This is a genomic window from Bradyrhizobium hereditatis (assembly GCF_020329435.1).
Taxonomy (GTDB): Bacteria; Pseudomonadota; Alphaproteobacteria; order Rhizobiales; family Xanthobacteraceae; genus Bradyrhizobium; species Bradyrhizobium hereditatis.
On sequence record NZ_JAGKJK010000003.1, the window covers coordinates 134,343 to 155,254 of the forward strand.

The following is a 20,912-nucleotide window of genomic DNA, read 5'->3' on the forward strand; positions in this document are numbered from 1 at the left end:
GTGCTCGGGGGCGCAATTGCGTCGGTTGCGACGCTTGCCCTATGCAGGGAGATTTCGAAATCGGCATGGACGGCGCTCACGCGCCGCCATCCCCAAGCTTCCAGACTGGGATACCGAGTCGTTTCGCCTTGTCGGCGAGATTGCTCTGGATGCCAGTGCCGGGGAAGACCATGACGCCGATCGGCAAGATCTCCAACATCGCGTCATTGCGCTTGAACGGTGCTGCCTTGGCGTGCTTGGTCCAGTCGGGCTTGAAAGCAATCTGGGGCACCTTGCGATTGGTCGCCCATTTGGCGGCGATCAGTTCGGCGCCTTTCGGCGAGCCGCCATGCAGCAGCACCATGTCAGGATGCTTAGCGTGGACCTTGTCAAGTCGATCCCAGACCAGATGATGGTCATTGAAGTCGAGGCCACCGGTTAGGGCAATTTTAGGGCCGGCCGGCAGCAACAGTTCGGTCTCCGCCCGGTGTTTGGCGGCGAGGAAATCCCTGGAGTCGATCATCGCCGCAGTAAGCTTGCGATGATTGACCAGCGATCCAGAGCGAGGACGCCAGGGCGAGCCGGTATGGACCTGGAAGCGCTCCATGGATTGATCGCGGAAGAGCTCCATGCAGTTGCGACGTTCGACCAGCGTGATGCCTTCGGCCGTGAGCCGCTCGAGTTCGACCGATCTGATTTCCGAGCCGTCCTGTTCACGCTGGCTCTTCCGCTGCGCTTGCTCGTTGTCGTCGAGCTCGCGCTCGATGCGCTCGGTTGCACGGTGGAACAGGTTGACCGTCGACCAGAGCAGGTCATCGAGATCCGGCTCGAGGCGAGTGTCGCTTAGGGTTGCGACAAGGGCGTCGAACATATCGGCGACAGCACCCGCGATCATCTTGCCTTCGGGAAGCGGCCTCGGGTCTGGCTCGTCGTTGAAAGGACGGTAGCCAAAGAGCTGAAGTTCGCTAATGACGTGATCAATCGGGGATGAGCCGTGCGTTGGTTCGAAATCGAGATCGTTGCGATCGGATGTCATGGTCGAGGTCCTTTGCCCGGATCGGCCGCGCCCATCACGGCCTTCGTGGCGATCACCTGACAGCGGGCGGAACGGACCAGAACCCGAAGCGAAGCGAAGGGCCGCAGCGACAGCGGAGGATGGCGAAGTCCGGCTATTTTGTTTCGCGATGCAAAGGCGCGTGGCCGGGGCCCCGCGAAGCTTTCTTCGTGGGGTGAGCACCGCCGGCGGAAAATAGCCGGGCGCAGCCATTGCCGGTCGGTCCGAATGCTGTCCGATCGCCCTCTAGAAGGCCAGGGCGCGGCCTCTCCTCGGCACTATGGGCCTCCCATCGACCTCCCGTGACAATGTCGCTGGTTACGCCGGCTCTTATCCCTTCTCCGCCATAACCAAGAAGCGGGTAACGTCCTGCGGCGCGAGTTGAATGCGCATGGCCGCTCGAAGATCGTGAATGCCGAATGTGCGGAGATCGTCATTAAAATCTCCCAACCGAGGAGACAAAGCGATCGCCACGATACCAGCAGCCTCCGAGCGCTGCCTGAGGGCCGCCGTCGCCGCGTCTCCCGCCGCATCCGCATCCCGGACGATGTACAGGCGACGCAGCGTCGGCGGTAGCAGCATGGCAGCGAGGTGATTGGCCGATAGTGCGGCGGCCATTGGCAAGGTAGGCAGTGCGTAGCGCAGCGACAGGATGGTTTCGATCCCTTCGCCCGCGACAAGCACATCATTCGCCGTACCGAAACGAACTGCGTTGCCGAGCAGATCGCCCATTGCCCGTCGTGGTGTGTCGATCGGCGCCTTGCCGAGCCGGATCGGGTCAAAACCTTCGGGATTGAGCCAGGTCCGGTGCGCGCCTGTTATCCGGCCATCGAGATCGGTGACGCGAGCAATCATTGCAGGCCAAATCTCGGTCCGCGCATCCTCATCCGGACGATAGTAGCAGCGTGGGTGGAAGCGCAGGCTCGCTCCGTAGTGCAGCTCGAAAATGGCGCGTCCGCGCAAATATGCCTCCACGAGGGTCCCGTCTATCGACCGAGATATCGCGAACAGCCGCCGCGCCGCTTCCGGCGATCCTGCTTTTACTGTAGCGCGGACGGGCTTCGTTGGGAGATCCGGGTGCGGTCGAGGCAGCTGAAGGAAGCGAGTTGCCTCGTCCACGATATCGCGGAATTCTGTGAGGCCGCAGGTTTCGCGGATGATGTCGAGGAGATCACCGTGTTCGCCCGTGGCGGCGTCGGTCCATTTGCCCGCAGGTCCCTTCTGTGATTTCTGTAACCGCACGAACATCGAGCGGCCTGGCGTGTTGCGGACGTCGCCGACCAGCCAGTAGCGCCCCACGCGCCGACCATTAGAGAGATAGTGGCGGCACACCGCCTCGGCCTCGCGCGCGAGGCGGTGTGCCAGTTCGGAAGCATCGAACGGCATCAGGCGGCTTCGCAGTGGGCGGGTTCTTCCGCCGGGCTCGAGGCGAGATCAGGCAAGAACGCGAGCAGATAATCTGCGACTTTGCTGGCCTGCGAAGCGGCGCGGACGATCGCGCGATTGTCTTCGTAGAGCACCTCAAGCCACGAACCAATATAGTCCGCATGCCGCACGGTCGGCACGATGCCGAGCGAAGCACAGCAGAATGCAGCGGATATCTCCGCTATGATTTCCTCGAAGGCGTATTTCTTGGTGCCGTAATTTCCGGTTAGATCCCGGTTGAGCCGTGAGGAATGGCCGGTGGCATGAGCCAACTCGTGCAGAGCCGTGCGGTGCCAATTGATCGGCTCAAAGTAGGCAGCCGGAAATGGCACCTGAACGTAGTCCTCAGAAGGACAATAGAAAGCTCGGTTACCGCCGATTCGAAGATCGATGCCGCTGGCCCTAATCAGCGCTTCGACTTGCGGCTCGATCATGTGAGGTAACGGGAGAGGCGCCATAGTCGACACCTCGGCTGGCAGCCCGTCACATTGGTCGGTATTGAAGACCGTAAAACGTTTCAGAAAGGGAATCGCTTGGGCTTCGTCGGCCGCCTCAATCGCCCGCTTCCTCTCCTCTTCGGGCACGAAGCGGTCAGCATAGACGACGGTCGTTCCTCGCTCTCCTTTGCGGACGTGGCCACCCAGCGACAATGCCTGCCGGAAGGTGAGCCAGCTCTGGCCGGAGAAGCCCCGCTCGACCACAGCGCCCCAGAGGATCAGGATGTTAATGCCGCTATATCGCCGATGTGTTGCTCCATTGTGAGGCATGGCAAGCGGCGCCTTCGCCGCGGCCGTTCCCCACGGTTGCACCCAGGGCACACACCCCGCCTCTAGCTCGGCAATGAGTCTATTCGTGATCTCGTCATAAAGATTGGTCCGGCTGGGGCTGCTCTGCGAAACTTGGTTGTGCCTGGACATCGCGGTTCTCCGCGACGGGCACCGCGAGCCTCTCTCGCGGCTACAAACCCGTCACGGCAATCCAGGCCGCCACTCTTGGCTCTCTGGAGATCTCCTCGTCTCGGCCATCTCGGTGCGTCTCGACCGTGAATGCGATCCAGAGTCCCATCCTTCTCAAAGCCCAGGTCGTGGAAACCGGTGTGGCCTCCGTCCATGCCCGGCGAGTGGCTTACTCGATAAGGGGACGAAGCTTATGTTACTGACATCGAAATCGTGCGCGAGTATCGCGGCGTTCTGACTCTAAGTGCGAATTTTCGACCCGATCAAATGCGTCGCATGGGCGCCACGCCGGTCACGCGCGGGCGTTGCCCGATTGCGGGCGCGGGATCAAGTTCTTGTGGCTCTCAGCGCGCGAGACCATAGACCTCAGCACCATGGACGGGCGGCCTCAGTTAGTTTGCTGTAAGCGCGGCATGGATCGTGAAAACCTCTTACAGCAGTCGGCGGTAGCCCACCGCAAGTCGCCCAGGACCCCGCGCGCATTGCCAAAAAAGGAAGTGCCTTCAACCTGGACTAAGTCCGTGGGGCAAGGTCCGGATGCGTAGCCCCTCGATCATTGTCCGCTTTCTGACAGCGACACACAACCTGTGAGATTCAAAACACCGTGCGCCGTTTGCGCATCGCGAACTGTTTCAAAGCACAATCAGGCGCTTAATGCGCGCGAGAAGCGCTGGCACGGCCGTTGCTCTATCTCACCGTAGGGCAACAGGCCAATGAACATGAACGGCACGACAGGATCTTGGATTTACGGAGAAAAGCGCTGATGCCGAGGAAAGAACAGACCAAGGTCAAAGAAGTTCGCGACAGTTCGATGCAGGGCCGTTTTGTGAGCATATCACAGGACGCGATAGTTGCGGCTAGAACGGCCAGGTAAGACATGACGGCCAATGCCGTTGACGTATGCGTCGTCGGGAGTGGTGCCAGTGGCTCGATAGCCGCCCACGAGATCGCTCGAAACGGATTCCGAGTGCTCGTCCTCGAAGAAGGCCGGACGCTTCCCCCCGGCGCCTCACTGGCGACTATCCAAAGTGGTTTCGATAACGCCTTGGTGCCCTCTCCTGCCGGAACGTTGACGCCGTTCGGGCGCCCCTGGACCGTGTCGGCGCTCGGCGGTGGAATGACGCTGTACGCCGGGATCGCCTTCCGTTATCGGACCATCGATTTTGACGCGCGAGCCCATGTGGCCGCGGACGCGCTCGACCCAGTCTGGCCGATCGACTACGCCGAACTACGCCCCTATTACGAGGAGCTCGAACAGCGGATGGGGGTGGCCCGGCTCCCTGGCGCGGACCCGCTCGAACCGCCCAGCGATCCCGCCGTGCTGCCGCCGCACCAGTACAGCCCACAGGGCCTGTTGATCGCCAAGGCGGGCGGACGCCTAGGCCGGCTGCCGTTCCCCACCCCGCTGGCTATCAACTCGTTGCCCTATGGCGGCCGCCCGGCGTGTCACTGCTGCGGTCCTTGCAACGAACACGTGTGTCCGACCGGTGCGAGGGCCGATGCGCGGTCCCCATTCTCTGACGTGCCCCTGCCGCCCGGCGCACTGACAGTCGCCCTGGGCAGCAAGGCCGTGCGTATCGAGTTGGGCAACGTGAGCCGCGCGGACTCGGTGGAATGGCTGGACACCGTCACCAGTCAACGCGCTCGGGTCCGCGCCCGCTGCGTGGTGCTCGCCGGCAACGCGGTGCAGTCTGCCGCCCTGCTGCTACGGTCGGCGCAGTCCGCGGCGCCCAACGGCATCGGCAATGCCACTGGCATGGTCGGCAGCGGGATCTCGTTCAAAATCAGTGGCTACGTGTCCGGCAACACCACGCTGGACCGGCTGCCCGCGCGGTCGCCGGGCGGCCCGTTCTCCACGGTCGCAATGTCGGATCACTACCTCGACGACGAGGCGCCCTCCGGGCTGGGCGGAATGATCTACGAAGCCAGTCGTGCCGAGCAGGCGATTTGTGACGGCAATATAGCGCTACGGCTTCATTTCCTGGCGGCCGATCAGCCCATGCGCAAAAACACGGTCCGACTGGCCAACAGTCGAGATCGGTTAGGTCTGCAGAAAATTATTCTTGAGTACTGGACCCATCCGCTGGACAAACGCCGATTAGGCTATTTGTCCCGACGCGCGTCGGAATTGCTCGCCGAAGCCGGCGTGAAAAAAGTCGCTTACCAGGATTCCAACTATCAGTCCGGTAGCGGGCATCTGCATGGCGGCTGTCGAGCAGGTGTCGATCCAAAAGAGTCTGTAGTCGACCGCTGGGGTCGGGTGCACGACATCGACAATCTCTATGTCGCGGACGGCGGGTTCTTTCCGTATTCCGGAGGCGTCAACCCGACCTTCACTATTCAGGCGAACGCGCTACGGATCGCTCGAAGAATAGTCACGCAGCTCGCCTGACCGACCATGGGCGGAGAATCAACCGGAGATCATTCATGCCCATGAACACGCCCAGTGCCACCGTCGCCGCGACCGACGCGCAAAAAACTGCGCTCCGCCGCGCGCTGCGGATCACCGCGTCGGAGAAATGGGATCTCAACCGGCGTTTTCCAGTGGTGATGAGCCGCGCGTCCGGCGCGCATGTCTGGGATGTTAATGGAAAACAATACGTAGATTTCACCTCATGCAGCGGGGCCGCGCCGTTGGGAGCCGGATACGAACCTGTGCTCGCGCACGTCGCCACGGAAATGCGCCGCACCGGCGGCATCCTACCCGGGCCGTTGTCCGTACACCGGGTCGAGGTGGCCGAACGGCTCGCGGAAATCTTTCCGGTCGCGCAACGCTCGGTGTTCTTCCGCACCGGCTCATGCGCCACCACCGCCGCAGTCCGCCTCGCTCGCGCGCACACCGGCGTCAACCTGGTGCTTACTAGCGGATATCACGGCTGGCACGACTGGCACTTACAGGACCGGCCAGCGATGGGGCTGCCCAGGCGGGACCCGGACAGCGTGGAGTTCCGCTACGACCTGGACCTGCTTGAGAAACTGCTCAGCCTCCAGCGCGTCGCCGCGGTGATCATCACTCCCGAGGTCAACTTCTTCCCTGCCGAATACCACCGGCGATTGCAGACGCTGGTGCACCAGCACGGTGCCCTGTTGATCCTGGACGAGGTTATGACCGGTTTCCGCTACGCCCTCGGCGGATATCACACTGCAGTCGGCCTCACGCCCGACCTGATCACACTGAGCAAAGGACTGGCGAACGGCATGGCTCTATCTGCGGTGGCCGGTCGGGCTGACGTGCTCAACGCCACCGAAAAGACCTACCTGGGCAACACCTATCAGCGCGAGGTTACCCCGTTCGCGGCCGCGCTGAGCACCCTAGACGCGCTGCGCGACGGGACCGCACTGGCGCGGATGCGTCAGGTTGGCGAGCAACTCATCAACGGGCTCAACGAGGTCTTCGTCGGCCAGCAGGTCGAGGCGTGGGCGTTCGCCTGGCCTACCATGTTCGACGTCATGTTTGCCGACGCCGAACTCGGCCACGCGTTCTTCCAGGAGATGTGGTCGCGAGGCTTCCTCATGCAGTACGGCGGCCGGTTCATGCCATCCGCGGCATTGTCCGACGCTGACGTACGGGCCGCGATCGAAGCCGCCGGGCAGGCTTTACCGGTGGCACTGGCGCGAGTGGATAGCACTGGCGACGACCCGGATCCGGTGGCCGCCGCCGTGCGGTTCGCCGGTGATCACTTCGTGGCCACCCCGGATTCTGTCCGGCGCTGGTTCACTGCGCCCACCTACCCATGAACACCAGCTGTCAAACAGGGAACACCGCTATGCCCGAGGCCGACCCATTTCCCACTTCGCCGGTTCTGCTCGGCGGCGACAACAGGTCCGGCACGACCTTGCTGAGCGTCGTGCTGGACTCGCATCCCGATCTGGTGATCGGGCCGGAGATCGACTTCCTGGAGCCGCCTAATCTTGGTCCGCACATCCTGCGCGCGATTGACCTGCTGGATGCCCGCGACCCCAAGGTCACCGGCACCACAAAAAGCACGATCGATCCATTCTGGTACGACGGCGTACACTTCGCGGTGCAGTGCCGACGCTTTGGCCTGGACTTCGACGACGTGCGCGAACTGGTCAGCAAGGTAATGGTCGAGGTGGCCAATGACATTGTGTCGTTCGCCGACCGGTGCCGGCTGATCAATGAGTTCGGAGAGTTCCGCAAGGCTCACACCGGAGCCCGGCGGTGGGGACTAAAACTACAGCGCAAGATCGCTCAGGTCGATTCTTACGCCCGGCTGTGGCCGAGGGCGCATTTTGTGCACATCGTGCGCGACGGTCGGGACCTGGCCGCCTCGCACCTGAAAACCGTGCCGGATTGGGGTTACCGGACCGCCGCCGAAGCCGCGCGGGGCTGGCTTGAAGTGGTCTCCCGGCCGCATCGGGTCGCGCCGCCGGACCGCTACCTCGAGCTGCGCTACGAGGATCTGGTAAGTCGTCCTCGACCCACCCTGACCCAAATCCTGGACCACCTCGGCTTGCCTTGGAACGAGGCCGTGCTGCGGCACGCCGAGTATCAGCACGCGCTCTTCGACCATCCGTACGGCCACCCGGCGGCCGAATCCGCCGGCAAACCGCTGCACTCGGGGCGGCTCGGTCGCCACGCGGAGGATCTGACGCGGGCTCAGATCGCGGAGTTCGAGCGGATCGCCGGCAGTGAACTAGCCCGGCTTGGCTATCTATCGGCCCCGACCTCAACCGTCGAAGCGTGAGCCGCGCCCACTGTTCCGCCGCCCTGCTCCGACTGCCGCGCGGCTACCTGGCGCTACTCGTTGGCCAGACCGTGTCGTTGCTGGGCTCCCAAGTGACCATGCTAGCGCTGCCGCTTACCGCGATTACTCTGCTGGGCGCGGGACCCGTGCAGACCGGGCTGCTGCTGGCTTGCGGTCGGGCGCCGTACCTGGTGGCGGGCCCGTTCGCCGGCGTCATCGTGGACCGCCTCCCGCACCGGTGGATCCTGTTGATCGCCAACTTGGTAATGGCGGCAACGCTGGCCACGATTCCCCTGCTGGCCGGCCTCGGACACCTCGGAATGGTCCAGCTGTGTACGGCAACGGCGCTGGTCGGGGTGGCGGCGGTGAACGCCGAGGTGGCCTATCTGGCGTGCGTACCCACGGTGGTGGACCGGACTCGGCTGGTCCAGGCGCAGAGTTTGTTAGAGCTCAGCCAGGCAAGCGCGGTGGCAGTCGGTCCGTTCCTGGCCGGCTGGCTGGTGAGCACGTTCTCCGCGCCGACCGCGATCCTGGCCGACTCGGCCTCTTTCCTGCTCGCCGCCGCGTTGCTGTCGCTCGTGCCGATGCGCGCGGCCGCCGGCTCAGCGGCCGGGCCGACCCAGCTATTTGGCCAAATGGCCGAAGGGCTAACCACCGTGTTCGGCACCCCGATTCTGCGGGCAGTCACGTTGGCCACTGGCACCTTCATCTTTTGGTACAACGCATATTCGGCGGTCTTCCTGCTGCACCTGACGAAAGATCTGGGTTTGGAGGGCGGGACTGTCGGCATGGTGCTCGGCATCGGTGCACTCGGTGGCGTCGTCGGCGCGGTCACCGCACCGTGGGCGGGACGCGCGATCGGCCTCGGGCCGGTGCTGATGGTCGCGCTGGCGCTCAGCGCTGGAGGCATGAGCTTGGCGGCGCTTCTCACCCGGCCGTGGTGGGCCGCGTTAATGTGCGTGGCACTGTCTCAGTTCCTGCTGTCGGTTGGTCAAGGGATTTACAACGTGCAGCAGGTCCCTATTCGATATGCGCTGGCCCCGCACCGGCTGCAGGGCCGGGTGAACGCGAGCATCCGGAGCGTCGTGTGGGGACTGGCGCCACTGGGCGCGCTGGTCGGCGGCGCGGCGGGTGCCGCATTGGGCCTGCGTGCCACGTTGCTGGCTAGTAGCGTGCTCGGCGCGGCGTCGGTTCTGTGGATCTGGTGGTCGCCGCTGCGCCACACGCACAGTTTGCGTCTCTAACTAGCAGACAGGACCGCTTATGGAAATCAAAACACTGGACGAGCTTGGCCTTCACCAGGGCCCCGGCTGACTGTGTGGCGGATCAACGTGCCCGATCCTGACCCTGGCGCCCCGACCCGCGGGCGACGGTCTCAAAGGCGGAATCGGGGCGGCCGCTTGCGTTTCAAGCGGCCGCCCGCTTTTTTACCGTATTGCACGTCGCCAGGCTGGATGGGCAGGACGGCAGATCTCAGTGCGGACCAATGGACTTTAGCAGTTCGCACTTATCAGCGACGTAGCCCAACCATTCGATTTTACCTCAGCAACTCAGATGGCCTTGAGACCCGCTCCTGAAAACCGATCCCGAAGAGCCTTCCATCTTCTACCCAGCTTTACGACTACTGCTCAGTCATTGGTTTCTTACTGTCGGACAAGATGAATGTCGTTCTGTTTGCCTGTTGGTCCCAACACGGCCGTGTAGGGCACGCCATTGATGCTGATGTTTGCCTGCGGCCGGGATGCGCTCGGCAGCACGTCGTGCCGGTGCATTCCGCGCATGAGGTTCTCCGACGCGCGTTGGTTGCCGTGCTGCCAGTCCGCGGGGGCGTACGCTGCTAAATCTGGTGGCGCGGGCGGCATGTAAGGCGGCATGTAATATGTCGGGCCGAAGATCGATGCCCCGAGGTTTTGATCCCAGGTTGGCGGGCTCGGCTGATTGACGCTTTGCGCCGGCGAAGGGGGTGGAGGCGCCCCCTCCCAGAAATTTGCTGTGTTGAAGCTGTCGGTTGGCAACTGGGTTTGATCAACTGCCTGCCAAAACTCCGAATTTAAGCTTTGCGGCGAGGCGGAGGGTTGGTCAGCCGCTTCCGCCGCTCGCCAAATTTCCTCTAGATCGGAAGTCCCAGGCGACAGAGTGATTTGTTCCACCGGCTGCCGAGAGCTGCCTTCCCCAGCACGCGACGTGCCTTCCCCGATGGTCTCACGGTACTTCCTAAGCATAATCACCCCATTCCTGACATCTCTGTTATCCGGAAACAACGTCCGAGCATGTTGGAGCAGCGAATGGTGGTCGAGTCCAACGAGATTCAGCCCGTGAGGCTCGAGCGCCTGAGATAACTTGCGGAGACCAGTACTATAACTGCTGACGGGGTGCGCCTTAGTCCCGCGAGCCTTTGCAGCCTGAGCCGCCGCCTGGATGAGGGGCTCGTCTTCAGCGGAGGCTCTATAAAGGAAACGGCTTGGACGGCTTACGACAGGTGATTGCTGCGGCTCGGCTTGGGGCACCTCGCCTAGATGCTGTTCAAACTCCGCTTGCCCCGCTTGCTGCTGTTGCAACATAGCGTAGTACGTTGCGAAATTTGGATCGAGGGGATCGAGATTGAGGAATGGGTCCATATTAATCTCCGAATAGGCGCAGGTTTCCAGATCTGAGGAGTTAACTTCGAAGCGCCGTGCTCTCATACTAATCGGGCTAGCTTTCGAGAGGCTGACGAGAGCAATATCGACCGCTATGGTTCTCCCCGAAATGTCGCCGTTGGTGGCCGCCGCGGAAAAGCTGACGATCATCAGAGATAGTTTCGAGCTCCGAAAGACGATCTCGATGTTAGCGCGCCGGCAACGCTGTTTGCATCCGGATCAGCTGTTTCGTCGAAGAAACAGGCGGGAGCCGTGTTCGATCCAGCGCTGTCAGCGCTGCTGGTCGTGGCCGCCGCGCGCCATGCGGCGAGTGGCCGAGCACGCGTCACTCAGCATGCTCCGATTGTTCTGCGCGTCATCGTCGCGGCCTCTGCGAAGAAGGGCAGGAATCGACTCTCGCGCGGCGGTCGGCCCGCTTGCACAGCTGGTATCGGCCAGTTCGCCGGCATAACTGCCGCCCGCGTATACAACTTGATGCATCGCATTCGTGCACCCTCTTCCAAAACAGCGCAGCTGCCCGTCAGCACCGCCCGATCAGTGCTCTGAAATTGGCATTCTCGGCGCGCCCCCCGGGGTGTTCGAAAAGAATGGGCGTCGCTGGATTGCTTCCCTGATTCGTCAGCTTCTCGAAAGCCGCCCATACGAAAATAAAACCTGGTGCTCGAGGGGAACAGAATGTACGACATCATCAACGGGCCCCGCAACAGCCGAGCGACGTGAGCGCACAAGCCAGCTCACCAGCACATTCGTCCTTGGATCAAGCGAAGTTTGCGCGGCAGCTAAGTGAGGTGCGGCCAATCCACCAAACATCAGATTCAGCTGCCGCTTTGTCTGCTTCCGGAATTGAATCACGCTCGACTATGACCAAGAGCAATCTGAGAGAGCGCGCTATCAAGGAAGGTGAAAGGTGCCCAGCCCCCTCCTTCGTCAGGGATCGCGCCCAGCTTGCCGCTACGCTGACCGGCGCGACATTGAGGCGCTCAGGAACGCGATATCCGGCTGGCCGAGCAGCGATCAGCATGGTGGTCAACAGCGACCGGGTCTTCGGCCGGCAGCGTCGATGGTGACCGCATATTCGACGAGGTGGTGGCATCATCGTATGTACCGCTGCGGTGAAACGAGGACAGCGATTGCAAGCCACGCGCGGAAGACCCGAGACTAACGCAAAATCACATCTGCGTGACACGGCGCCTCGAGCATTCTTCCGTTGGCCATCCTCTGGAGTGATATCCTCTGAACCTGGCGCGCCAAGCTGGATGGCATATGCGCCCTCGGACGGGATCTCCTTTTGTGTCATTGCTCGCAACAGAGCTGCAGTCAGCGGACGAGACGACGGAAGTTGTAGCCGGCGGCGGGCGAGCACGGCATTGGTAGCATCGCCCTGACGACGCCGGAGATAGTTGCGGCCCAACCGGTGTTCGGACTTGAGATCGCTGATGGCTGGTTCAACGACCGAACGGCGGCGCAGCTCGCGTGTGGCGTCACTCGCTGCCTCGGGCCAAACGCCCTGATTGAATGTGTAACCGGATGACGCATTGTACCCGCGATAGCCTTTGTCGAGAACCATTCGTCGACGCCAGCGCGTCAGCGGCGAGCGATCGAACACGAGGCGGTACTGCAAGAACTCCTCGCTGCAGAAGAACTGGTAATAGGGCTTTCTCACCCAGCACTCCCACAGCCATTCATCGGAAAGGACGTAGGTGAGCTTGAGGACGGCAAGTCAGCCGCGTCGATGCCGGGCCAGGCTTGTCCTCGTAAATCCACCGAACCGTTCCTCGATGAACGAGCTGTCGATGGTTCACGCCAACTTCACCAGCATGCTTCATGTGGATGATTGCGTCCAGCCCCGAGGAGGATCGACCTGTCCGCTGTCCCATCGTTCCTTGGATCGCAATCTTCTACTCCGATGCGACCGCGGAATCACGACGCTATTCGCTGCAATCGCAAAAACGAAAATCGCAAGCTTTCCGGCCTTCAAACCCGAAAAGCTTGCAATCTCAAAGGTCGCGCCGCTACAAAAAAATGGCTGCCCTCAAAAGCTTGGACAGCTCTTCACGGACTACCGTCAGGGACAGCCATAGGTTCGAAACCTTGTGCGGCTCAGTCCCTACCGCGCGCGCATCAAAATACTTTCGATGAGCACCTAAGCTTGGGGAAGCGATACCTCTTCTCGAGTCATCGTCTGCGCATCGTAAATTCTGATCTGAAGCATTGGAAAGCGCTTCTTCAGATCTTCTGCCCCTGACTTTGCTCCGTCTCTGCTGACGAATTCGGCTTTCAATCGACCATCCACTTCGAGCGCGTAGCCTGACGTGGGCAGTTCGCGGGCGGCAGCAACCATTTCGTTTCTCCGTCGCATTGGGATTGTTGGAGAATAATAGCCTAGCGTGAGTCGCTCAGATCGCGCCAGCGGTAGAATGAGTCTGTGTGAATCGTGGCGAAGCGATAGTTTATGAGCAAATTGACCTTCGGACCTTCGATCCTTCGGGGAATTCCCTGATCTCTTCGCTGAGAACGATGGATGCCGCACCTTCCAAGCGTGATCGCGGCACTTTTAATAGGAATTGCACATGGTGGACAACGATTATGCACACCGCGGATATCAGCCGCCGACGATGGGAAAGCGCTTGGAGCCAGCGATGGAGCGGTCGGGCTCACACCAAAAGCGCCAAGGTCACGAAGCTTGCCGCGACGAACATGAGTAAGAGCTCACGAAGCCGAATTTGCGGAGGGACCTGGATGGCTATCTCGTCGAAGTCGCCGCGCTGGCCCGCCGGATCAGCAGCGCCCGGCTGTGGTGGTAGCCGACTAATTCAAGCGGACCTTCAGTTACCGATGCACGGCAGACAAAGTTCCTATAGATTGCGCCATCCGTGAATCCCGGTCCGGGAGCTGAACTTCAGTTGTACTTTTGAGGTCATTATCGCATTCGAGGTGCGAACGATTCATGTCCGAAAGGCGATATGGACGCACGCAGCAACGACGATCGGCAAGGATGGATAGGAGAGAAATCGAGGATCTGCTCGGTTTTGGCTTCCACAGAACGGAACAACCAAACACGAGGCCTATTCGCTGGAGGCTCACAACCACCGCGACTTACGCCCTGCCCGCCTATTCTACGGTCACCGATTTCGCGAGATTGCGTGGCTGATCGACGTCCGCTCCCATTACGACAGCGGTATAGTAGGCCAAGAGCTGCACCGGAACGGCATAGACCATGGGTGTAAAGGTTGCCGCCATGCCTGGCAGCACAATGGTCACGAGCGAATCCACCGTCGCTTCGGAAGCCCCTGTCGCATCGGTCATCAGGATGATGTTGCCGCCACGAGCGGCGACTTCCTGCATGTTTGAGACGGTTTTTTCGAAAACCCGGTCGTAAGGAGCGATCACCACCACCGGCATGCTCTCGTCAATCAGCGCAATCGGGCCATGCTTGAGCTCACCGGCGGCATAGCCCTCGGCGTGGATATAGGAGACTTCCTTCAGCTTGAGCGCGCCCTCCAGCGCCAGGGGGAACGACGTGCCGCGGCCGAGATAGAGCACCGCGCTCGATTTGGCGATATCGCGCGCGAGCTTCTCGATCTGCGGTTCGATCGCGAACGCCGCAGCGATCAGCCGCGGAACTTCGATCAGCTCACCCACGAGCTTCAATTCATCGATGTCCGACAATTCTCCGCGCCCTTTGCCTGCGGCGATGGCAAGGGCGGCCATCACCATCAGCTGACAAGTGAAAGCTTTGGTCGAGGCGACGCCGATTTCTGGGCCAGCCAGTGTCGGCAGCACGGTTTCGCTCTCGCGCGCAATCGTCGACGTCGGTACGTTGACCACGGAAATCGTGTGCAGACCCTGCGCCTTGGCGTAGCGCAACGCGGCCAGCGTGTCGGCGGTCTCGCCGGACTGCGAGATGACGATCGCGAGATCCCCCTTGCGCAAAGGCGCGTCGCGGTAGCGGAGTTCAGAGGCGACATCGATCTCGACCGGCATACGCGCCAGCCGCTCGAACCAATACTTGGCGACGTGCCCGGCATAGCTTGCGGTACCGCAAGCCGTGATCGAGATGCGCCTAATGTCATTGAAGTCGAATGGCAGTTCGAACGGCAGCGCGATGCGCTTTGCGGCCACATCAACATAACGCGCCAGCGTCTGCCCGACCACCTCCGGCTGCTCGTGAATTTCCTTGGCCATGAAGTGGCGATAATTCGCCTTGTCTACTAGGAACGATGACGCGCCGGACTTCAGCGTGTCACGGTAGGCGACGGCGCCTTTCGAATCATAGATGACGCAGATCGTGCGGGTAAGCACGGCCCAGTCGCCGTCTTCAAGATAGGTGATTGTATCGGTGAAGGGCGCGAGCGCGATAGCATCCGATCCCAAATACATTTCGCCGTCGCCATGTCCGATCGCGAGCGGCGACCCCCTGCGCGCGCCGATCATGAGATCGTTATGACCTTTGAACAGGAATGCCAGCGCGAACGCGCCGCGCAGCCGCGGCAGCAACGCTTTCACTGCGTCCTGCGGTGAGTAGCCATGCTTTAGATAGGATTCGACGAGATGCGCCACCACCTCGGTATCAGTCTCCGAGGCGAAGTTAGCGCCATTCTGCTCTAGCTCAGCGCGCAGCTCGCGGAAATTCTCGATGATCCCGTTATGGACGACGGCGACATTGTCCGTCATATGCGGATGGGCATTGCGCTCGGTCGGCTTGCCATGGGTGGCCCAGCGCGTATGACCGATACCTGTATGACCCGATAGCAGATCGCCGTGTAGCCGCGCCTCGAGATTTTTCAGCTTGCCCTGGGCACGCCGGCGCTCGAGATGGTCGCCTTCAAGCGTCGCGACGCCTGTGGAGTCGTAGCCACGATATTCCAGTCGTTTGAGTGACTCGACCAGCTGCCCCACGACCGGACCACGCCCCAAGATGCCGACAATCCCGCACATGCTGATCAATGCCCTCCAGCTTCAAGGAAATCATCTTCAAAATCGCAGAAACTTCTTAACCAAATTCACTCGTCTGAACGTATTCAATACTCATTGCGGATGGCGACGTCGTTGACGGTTCAACTCTGGAATTCGCTGTCAGAGCAATTGGTCTCGCCGCGTGCACACGCGCGAGCTAGGTCTTAGAAGTTTCAACCATCATCGGTTCGCCCAACCCCAGCGCGGCTTTGGCGACCACGACCGAATACCAGTACGAAGCGGTAGCCAGCGCAGCAAACGAGCTGAGAGTTTCGAGGTGAGCCAAGTACTCAGGCGCGAGTCCATGGTCCCGTGCAACAGCGAGCCATGGCGCAAACAGACTCTTCGTCCGGTAGCGAAGATAGCAATCGTAGTCGCAATAGGGCTGCTGGGTGGAGATATCTCGCTGGTAGCGTGACCCCAGGGATCGACGACACTCGATGCAGATCGACGGACCGCGTGGCGTCCTGCGATAGAACTTCATAATCGTCCGTCAGCTCGTCTTACTTCCTTGCGCCGAGAGCCATTCAGGACGCTCCGGCCCGATTCTCGACGAGACTAAAACTATTGCGATTGATGGCTCAATTGTACGTAGGTAAACCTTCAATATTGAAAGGGTTTGGAGCGCCATACGAAGGTTTGTAATCCGCCGCTCCTCCGTTAGTACTGATATCAGCGGTCCACCTTGCGCGATCCCGTTAGCGGAAGCAGTTTGTCATGAACAGACTCGCTCCGTGCCACCTAGGCCGCGGGATCTGTTCCGGAGTTGAACGCCAGGTTGTTTCTGGGCTGGCCTAGTATCTCGACACAGAGGTTTTGACTGATTGGTTGGTTCCAAGACGGGTAGCTGCTGAGGAGGGACCGTCACTTCGATGCTGCGGGGCGAGCCGGGTTGGCCGCGCGGGGCTTCTATTGAGCCGTGAAGGCGACGCTTCAGGCTAGGAAGGAGTGCGGCCTGAAATTGCATCCCACCAAACCGAGGAGGCGACAGCATCTGTGCGTAGCTAATATGCTTTGCGAGCGTTCGGGAAGAAAAGAATGCGTCTGCCGAGACCGCTCGTACCGTTCGTGATTCGGAGGAGTCGGATGATCACGCCGGTTCGACGGAATTGGAGTCCCAAAGAATTGTTCAATGCTCTGACGCCGGTGATGTTCACCGCCGAGCCATCAGTTCTGCGCGCACGTTGGAAAAAGTTGTGGCCAGAACTGTATACTGAATATGACGCGAGGCATCTGAAAAAGGAGTTGTCCATCCGCAACTTGATCGCCACCGAGGAGGCTGCGGCATTCTTTGATGCCTGGGCCACGGACGAGGAGCGCCATGCCGAGGGCTTTATCCAGATCATGGAGCTCGTCGCTGATGGATCCGAAAAGGATCTTTGGGAGAGATTGGACGCTCGATCACACAATTTTAGTGCAATCAATGAATACCTGAAAGACGAATTCTCTGTGATGGTAATGATATCCTTTGATGAAATGTGCACGTGCCACGCCTATGCTGCGGATAAGGGTTTTTATGCAGGACTTGGGAGCGATAAATTCGTTCGTTGGCTAAGGGAAGTGACTGCCGACGAGGCAGTTCACTCGATGAACGCGGTTAACGTTATCCGCGCCCGATACTCCGATCGCATCCGCGAAGTCGGCACAATCCTCGACGGCCTCACCAGCGGCGTCGCCGATGAGTCAGACTACGGCGGGACCTTCGTTCTGGATTACTTCGGCGAGAAGTACACGAAGGAGATGCTAGCCAACTGCCGCGCCACAATCCTGAGAAATGTTGCCAAGCCGCTCACGACTGCAGAGCGAGACGGACGGAGCGGTCGGCCAAGTTGAACTCAACGCCTTCGCACCCGCCGCGGACTGATTCCGGCGCCCAGCTTGCTCCTTCGGGTCGTACTTGGCCGTCTACCGCGCAGCGGAACAACGAACGTGCCCATGCGATTGAACTGCGACCCTCCTTTTAGGGATGGTGGACGAGGCCCCTCGTCGCCTCTGGAGTCAATCGCGCGAATTATCTCGCGATTCCAGCGGCAGCTCATCATGCAGGCGAGCGACCCCGAATATACCTCAGCGCCGCATGGTGGAGGCACGACGCAGGCACCCCCGCCTTGCAGCCGAGCCAGGCAATCCTGACTTTCGTAGGTGGCAGCGAAGCTCCTCTTTATGCCGAGGATGCGTCCTCATCGAAGCGTTGAGGCCGGCCCTGATCAAGCGCAGTTTCAGTGAGCGCACCACCAAAACAATGTAAATTCTGTCCCAACTCGGGCGTTGGCTCGTTGCAAACAACAACAAGGTCGGGATTGCTGCCAGAATTTCCGACAAGTCGCTGGACAAAGATGCCGTGGCGTCTGACCGAAGTGGGAAGCGGCGCGTCCTTGCGGCACTACCTTACGTCTGCCTGCGTGTACTCGCGACGGACCACCGGCGGATGTTCGCGACCGGACCCAGTCCTCATCCTGCTCCAAAATGAGCGGCTTTTTTTGGCGTCCGAGAATTTTGTGGCCTTCTTCGTCTCCCGCTTCTCCCAGCCGAGGCGATTCGGCAGCGCAAAAGTCTAACAAACGGAAGGACATTGTCAGCCTTGCTGTGATCGGACTTTGCTGGCCCTGTGTAACCACAGCAATCCTTTTCAATTGGCGGCTATAGCCGGCGCTGCCCATTCTCGGCGCTTGAGCGCACCCTACGTCGCAGCGACAAGCGACAGCCGACGCGCATCCCTCTCCACATAAGCGATCCGCAATTTGCGGACCTTATTGCTGCAACTTCCAAGAGGTCCTTCGTGAGCACCGATAGTTGCGCCAAACGTCCCACCCTGTCGGAGCTGATCGACCGTTTCCAAAAGAAGATCCGGGCTGAAGGGGCCTCGGCACCGGCCTACGCGCCGAGAAGCGAGGGAGCGGGTGATAGTGATCTCATCGTCATATGCATCCGGGCAGCTCTCGCATGATCGGCCGCGGTTCACTTGCCAGGCTTCTCGCCTACGGAAAGGCTAATCAGACCGTCGTCGACATAGCCCGCGAGGTTCTGCCATCTTAAGAGCCCGGTTCTTGCCAGGATCAACGACACGGATCGGTTCCGTCATTTCCAAGCATCTTACGCGATAACTGAAGGAGATCGGGTTCTCTGGCGTGCAGAACTTCGCAAGCCTCGGTCTGATGACAGAATTTTCCGTTGCCGTGCTGTCCGAGTGCCAACCCGGAAGATGCCCGCTTCATGCTCGATGCCTGCCCCGGGGCGCCACGGATTCTACGGAGCAAGCAGCATGGAGCGTTGCCTATCGAGGAGGCGATCAAGTCCCAGGCGGTCGCTTTCAAGGCGATCCGCCGCCAAACAACCTGACTGCAGAATGGAGAGGAACACTATGTCGGTTTTCAGAAGTGGAGAACAGTCATTGCATTCGAGTTTGTCGAACTCGCTGGGCAGCGCCGGCCGATAGGATCAATGCCAAAAAACAGTGCTCGTCACACGAGGATCTTGCCGGCTGGCGAGCGCAGAGGGGCGCAAGTACTCTGTGAAGGTCAGTTTTGTGACCTCGATGAGACTAACGGTCCCTTTAGCGCAGACGCTGGCGATGGGGCGGCGCAGGTCCTCATCTTTTCCGGCAGGTGGGGCACTGAGTTGGGCGGTTGCGGCATTTTCAAGCTAACGCCGAGCACTCCAATAGTGGCAAAGGGGGACCCAATTAACTACCCCAAGTCGACCAATTTCGATTCTCACTGTCATGACTGTGATGAATACTGGGTCATCATGGAAGGGGCAGGCACGGTTGTGGTCGGATCGCGCAGCTTCGAAGTTGAGCCGGGTGATTGTGTTGCCATTGGCATGGGCCACATCACGATCTTGCTCACGTTCGGGGCGACGTAAAGGCCGCGTATTTCGAGACAACACTCGAAGGCAAGAAGCGGTTTGGGCACCTTTGGGAGCACAAGCACGGACCTGCTGACATTCGCGCCGAGCGGGTGTGAGTCGGCTCAAGTCCCACCCGTTGAAGGAACATTCATGACCTATAATGTCCTGCGTATTGGAGCCGGCGGCTTTGGAGAGCGCTAGTGCGATACGTTCCTGCCGCCAAACGTGACAGACGGGACGATCGAGGTGGTCGGCCTGGTCAATATCGATACCAAATTCCTGGAACAGGGCCGGCGGCATCTTGGTTTGAAGGCGGAGCAGTGCTTCACCTCGGCACAAGAGGCTTTCCGGGCGGTAAAAGCCGACTTCTGTACTATCGTGATCCCGCCCGCTCTGCACGAGCTCATTGTCGATCTCGCCCTGCATATCCTATCAGAGAAACCCATTGCTGACACAATGGAGGCTTCTGTCCGGATCGCTGACAAAGTGAAAGCAGCCGGCCGCAAGATGCTGCGGATGACCTGATTGATGCAATTGACTGGAGCGACCTGCGCTCGCCGAAGAATTTCTCATCAATGATGAGAATGATGCAGCCCAATCGAGGCGGACGAAGAGGCACAGAATCGCGGATTATCCGCAGGACGTCTCCACTGGGCGGCAGTTGATCGACAGCGGCAATGCAGACGCTCGCGGGCCAATTGACCCGCAGCCCATCACGTCGCTGGGATATGCGGCGCCGCGGCGTAATCGCACCCGCTCCGCTGTATCATCGGCTGCTCGTCCCAAGGCATGAAAGCACCGCCGACTCGAATGTACGCTCTCTGCGAAGATTGAGCCAGTGAGCGATGCTGACGGGGATGGCGGCGGCGATTGGTCGCTGCTGCTCATTGATCGCCACTCTGGAAGGGCCGATTGCCTATCACTACCACTACCCCGCTGGCGCACCCCATCACAGGATCGCAAGAGCCTTCGCAGAAAGGCTGTACGCCTACCTGGAGCAAGTCCGCATGGCCCAGCAGCAGAACGGTTATAATTGCGGCGTCATTGTCGTGGACGGCACGCGCGAGCTGGTTAGACGATTGGCGCAAGACGGCGGCCAGGCCTGCTGCGTGTCAACAATCTCGTCGCGGATCGGCAGACAATCCAACAGCGATTGCGGGCTGATCCAAGCTTGGGCTGATGAGGCGGGCTGGAACGGCTCTCGCCAACACCAAGCTTCGAATTGCAGGCGAAACCCCGCGCTGCCCAGCCCCCACACATTCCACGATTATGCAAGCAAGTAGACGCAGCTCGGGCGACTCGGCGCCGGGTATTTGGGCCAAATGGAGGCGCTGTCCCTACCGCC

General features: G+C 60.5%; 14 protein-coding genes and 1 pseudogene. 8 read left to right on the top strand and 7 right to left on the bottom strand.

The features are described 5' to 3' along the window. Positions 1–76 precede the first annotated feature (76 nt). From J6524_RS08725 to J6524_RS08735, 3 genes are all read right to left on the bottom strand, one after another. Positions 77–1,015, bottom strand: a complete 939-nt coding sequence (locus tag J6524_RS08725) for a DUF2493 domain-containing protein (protein WP_225669977.1) — start codon at positions 1,013–1,015, stop codon at positions 77–79. A gap of 348 nt (positions 1,016–1,363) precedes the next feature. After that, entirely contained in the window at positions 1,364–2,419 is a 1,056-nt protein-coding gene (locus tag J6524_RS08730) for a DUF7146 domain-containing protein (protein ID WP_225669978.1), read from the bottom strand. Then, entirely contained in the window at positions 2,419–3,375 is a 957-nt protein-coding gene (locus J6524_RS08735) for an ArdC family protein (RefSeq protein ID WP_225669979.1), read from the bottom strand. Before J6524_RS08735 ends, J6524_RS08730 begins: the two co-directional genes overlap by 1 nt. A 916-nt stretch (positions 3,376–4,291) precedes the next feature. Here J6524_RS08735 and J6524_RS08740 point away from each other — a divergent pair. Genes J6524_RS08740 through J6524_RS08755 form a run of 4 tightly spaced genes read left to right on the top strand, consistent with a single transcriptional unit; the run spans position 4,292 to position 9,367 of the window. After that, positions 4,292–5,806 carry a GMC oxidoreductase gene (locus J6524_RS08740; protein ID WP_225669980.1) on the top strand — a complete coding sequence of 505 codons (1,515 nt, stop codon included), beginning with the start codon at positions 4,292–4,294 and terminating at the stop codon, positions 5,804–5,806. Positions 5,807–5,841: 35 nt separating this feature from the next. Continuing rightward, positions 5,842–7,152 carry an aminotransferase class III-fold pyridoxal phosphate-dependent enzyme gene (locus J6524_RS08745; protein WP_225669981.1) on the top strand — a complete coding sequence of 437 codons (1,311 nt, stop codon included), beginning with the start codon at positions 5,842–5,844 and terminating at the stop codon, positions 7,150–7,152. Positions 7,153–7,181: 29 nt separating this feature from the next. Further along, entirely contained in the window at positions 7,182–8,123 is a 942-nt protein-coding gene (locus tag J6524_RS08750; protein ID WP_225669982.1) for a sulfotransferase family protein, read from the top strand. Beyond that, positions 8,120–9,367 carry an MFS transporter gene (locus J6524_RS08755; RefSeq protein WP_225669983.1) on the top strand — a complete coding sequence of 416 codons (1,248 nt, stop codon included), beginning with the start codon at positions 8,120–8,122 and terminating at the stop codon, positions 9,365–9,367. Before J6524_RS08750 ends, J6524_RS08755 begins: the two co-directional genes overlap by 4 nt. 399 nt (positions 9,368–9,766) lie before the next feature. Here the strand turns inward: J6524_RS08755 and J6524_RS08760 are convergent, their stop codons facing one another. From J6524_RS08760 to glmS, 4 genes and pseudogenes are all read right to left on the bottom strand, one after another. Continuing rightward, positions 9,767–10,912, bottom strand: a complete 1,146-nt coding sequence (locus J6524_RS08760) for a hypothetical protein (RefSeq protein ID WP_225669984.1) — start codon at positions 10,910–10,912, stop codon at positions 9,767–9,769. A gap of 1,170 nt (positions 10,913–12,082) precedes the next feature. Then, a pseudogene (locus J6524_RS37855) lies at positions 12,083–12,236 on the bottom strand (IS5/IS1182 family transposase); the annotation flags it as partial. A 669-nt stretch (positions 12,237–12,905) separates the two neighbouring features. Beyond that, positions 12,906–13,103, bottom strand: coding sequence for a hypothetical protein (locus J6524_RS08770; RefSeq protein ID WP_225669986.1), 198 nt, complete (start codon positions 13,101–13,103; stop codon positions 12,906–12,908). A 770-nt stretch (positions 13,104–13,873) separates the two neighbouring features. Continuing rightward, positions 13,874–15,700: a glutamine--fructose-6-phosphate transaminase (isomerizing) gene (glmS, locus tag J6524_RS08775; protein WP_225669987.1), complete on the bottom strand. Its 1,827-nt coding sequence runs from the start codon at positions 15,698–15,700 to the stop codon at positions 13,874–13,876. Between the two features lie 1,104 nt (positions 15,701–16,804). On the opposite strand from glmS, the gene J6524_RS08780 reads away from it, so the two are divergent. The 4 genes from J6524_RS08780 to J6524_RS08795 all read left to right on the top strand — a co-directional run bounded on the left by J6524_RS08780 (position 16,805) and on the right by J6524_RS08795 (position 20,850). Beyond that, on the top strand, positions 16,805–17,551 hold the full coding sequence (locus J6524_RS08780; RefSeq protein WP_225669988.1) for a hypothetical protein: 747 nt from the start codon (positions 16,805–16,807) through the stop codon (positions 17,549–17,551). A gap of 1,110 nt (positions 17,552–18,661) precedes the next feature. Continuing rightward, a complete protein-coding gene (locus J6524_RS08785) occupies positions 18,662–18,754 on the top strand; it encodes a hypothetical protein (protein WP_225669989.1) in 93 nt (30 codons plus the stop codon). Between the two features lie 1,059 nt (positions 18,755–19,813). Next, positions 19,814–20,092, top strand: coding sequence for a Gfo/Idh/MocA family oxidoreductase (locus J6524_RS08790; RefSeq protein WP_225669990.1), 279 nt, complete (start codon positions 19,814–19,816; stop codon positions 20,090–20,092). A 320-nt stretch (positions 20,093–20,412) separates the two neighbouring features. Then, the gene (locus tag J6524_RS08795) at positions 20,413–20,850 is read left to right on the top strand and encodes a hypothetical protein (protein ID WP_225669991.1); all 438 of its coding nucleotides are present in this window, start codon (positions 20,413–20,415) and stop codon (positions 20,848–20,850) included. The last annotated feature ends 62 nt before the right edge of the window (positions 20,851–20,912 follow it).

What these genes read in the sequence shown, in the direction of transcription:
- J6524_RS08725 (WP_225669977.1), bottom strand. Translation starts at nt 1,015, where the DNA reads ATGACATCCGATCGCAACGATCTCGATTTCGAACCAACGCACGGCTCA.
- J6524_RS08730 (WP_225669978.1), bottom strand. Translation starts at nt 2,419, where the DNA reads ATGCCGTTCGATGCTTCCGAACTGGCACACCGCCTCGCGCGCGAGGCC.
- J6524_RS08735 (WP_225669979.1), bottom strand. Translation starts at nt 3,375, where the DNA reads ATGTCCAGGCACAACCAAGTTTCGCAGAGCAGCCCCAGCCGGACCAAT.
- J6524_RS08740 (WP_225669980.1), top strand. Translation starts at nt 4,292, where the DNA reads ATGACGGCCAATGCCGTTGACGTATGCGTCGTCGGGAGTGGTGCCAGT.
- J6524_RS08745 (WP_225669981.1), top strand. Translation starts at nt 5,842, where the DNA reads ATGCCCATGAACACGCCCAGTGCCACCGTCGCCGCGACCGACGCGCAA.
- J6524_RS08750 (WP_225669982.1), top strand. Translation starts at nt 7,182, where the DNA reads ATGCCCGAGGCCGACCCATTTCCCACTTCGCCGGTTCTGCTCGGCGGC.
- J6524_RS08760 (WP_225669984.1), bottom strand. Translation starts at nt 10,912, where the DNA reads ATGATCGTCAGCTTTTCCGCGGCGGCCACCAACGGCGACATTTCGGGG.
- J6524_RS08770 (WP_225669986.1), bottom strand. Translation starts at nt 13,103, where the DNA reads ATGGTTGCTGCCGCCCGCGAACTGCCCACGTCAGGCTACGCGCTCGAA.
- glmS (WP_225669987.1), bottom strand. Translation starts at nt 15,700, where the DNA reads ATGTGCGGGATTGTCGGCATCTTGGGGCGTGGTCCGGTCGTGGGGCAG.
- J6524_RS08780 (WP_225669988.1), top strand. Translation starts at nt 16,805, where the DNA reads ATGATCACGCCGGTTCGACGGAATTGGAGTCCCAAAGAATTGTTCAAT.
- J6524_RS08785 (WP_225669989.1), top strand. Translation starts at nt 18,662, where the DNA reads ATGATCGGCCGCGGTTCACTTGCCAGGCTTCTCGCCTACGGAAAGGCT.
- J6524_RS08795 (WP_225669991.1), top strand. Translation starts at nt 20,413, where the DNA reads ATGCTGACGGGGATGGCGGCGGCGATTGGTCGCTGCTGCTCATTGATC.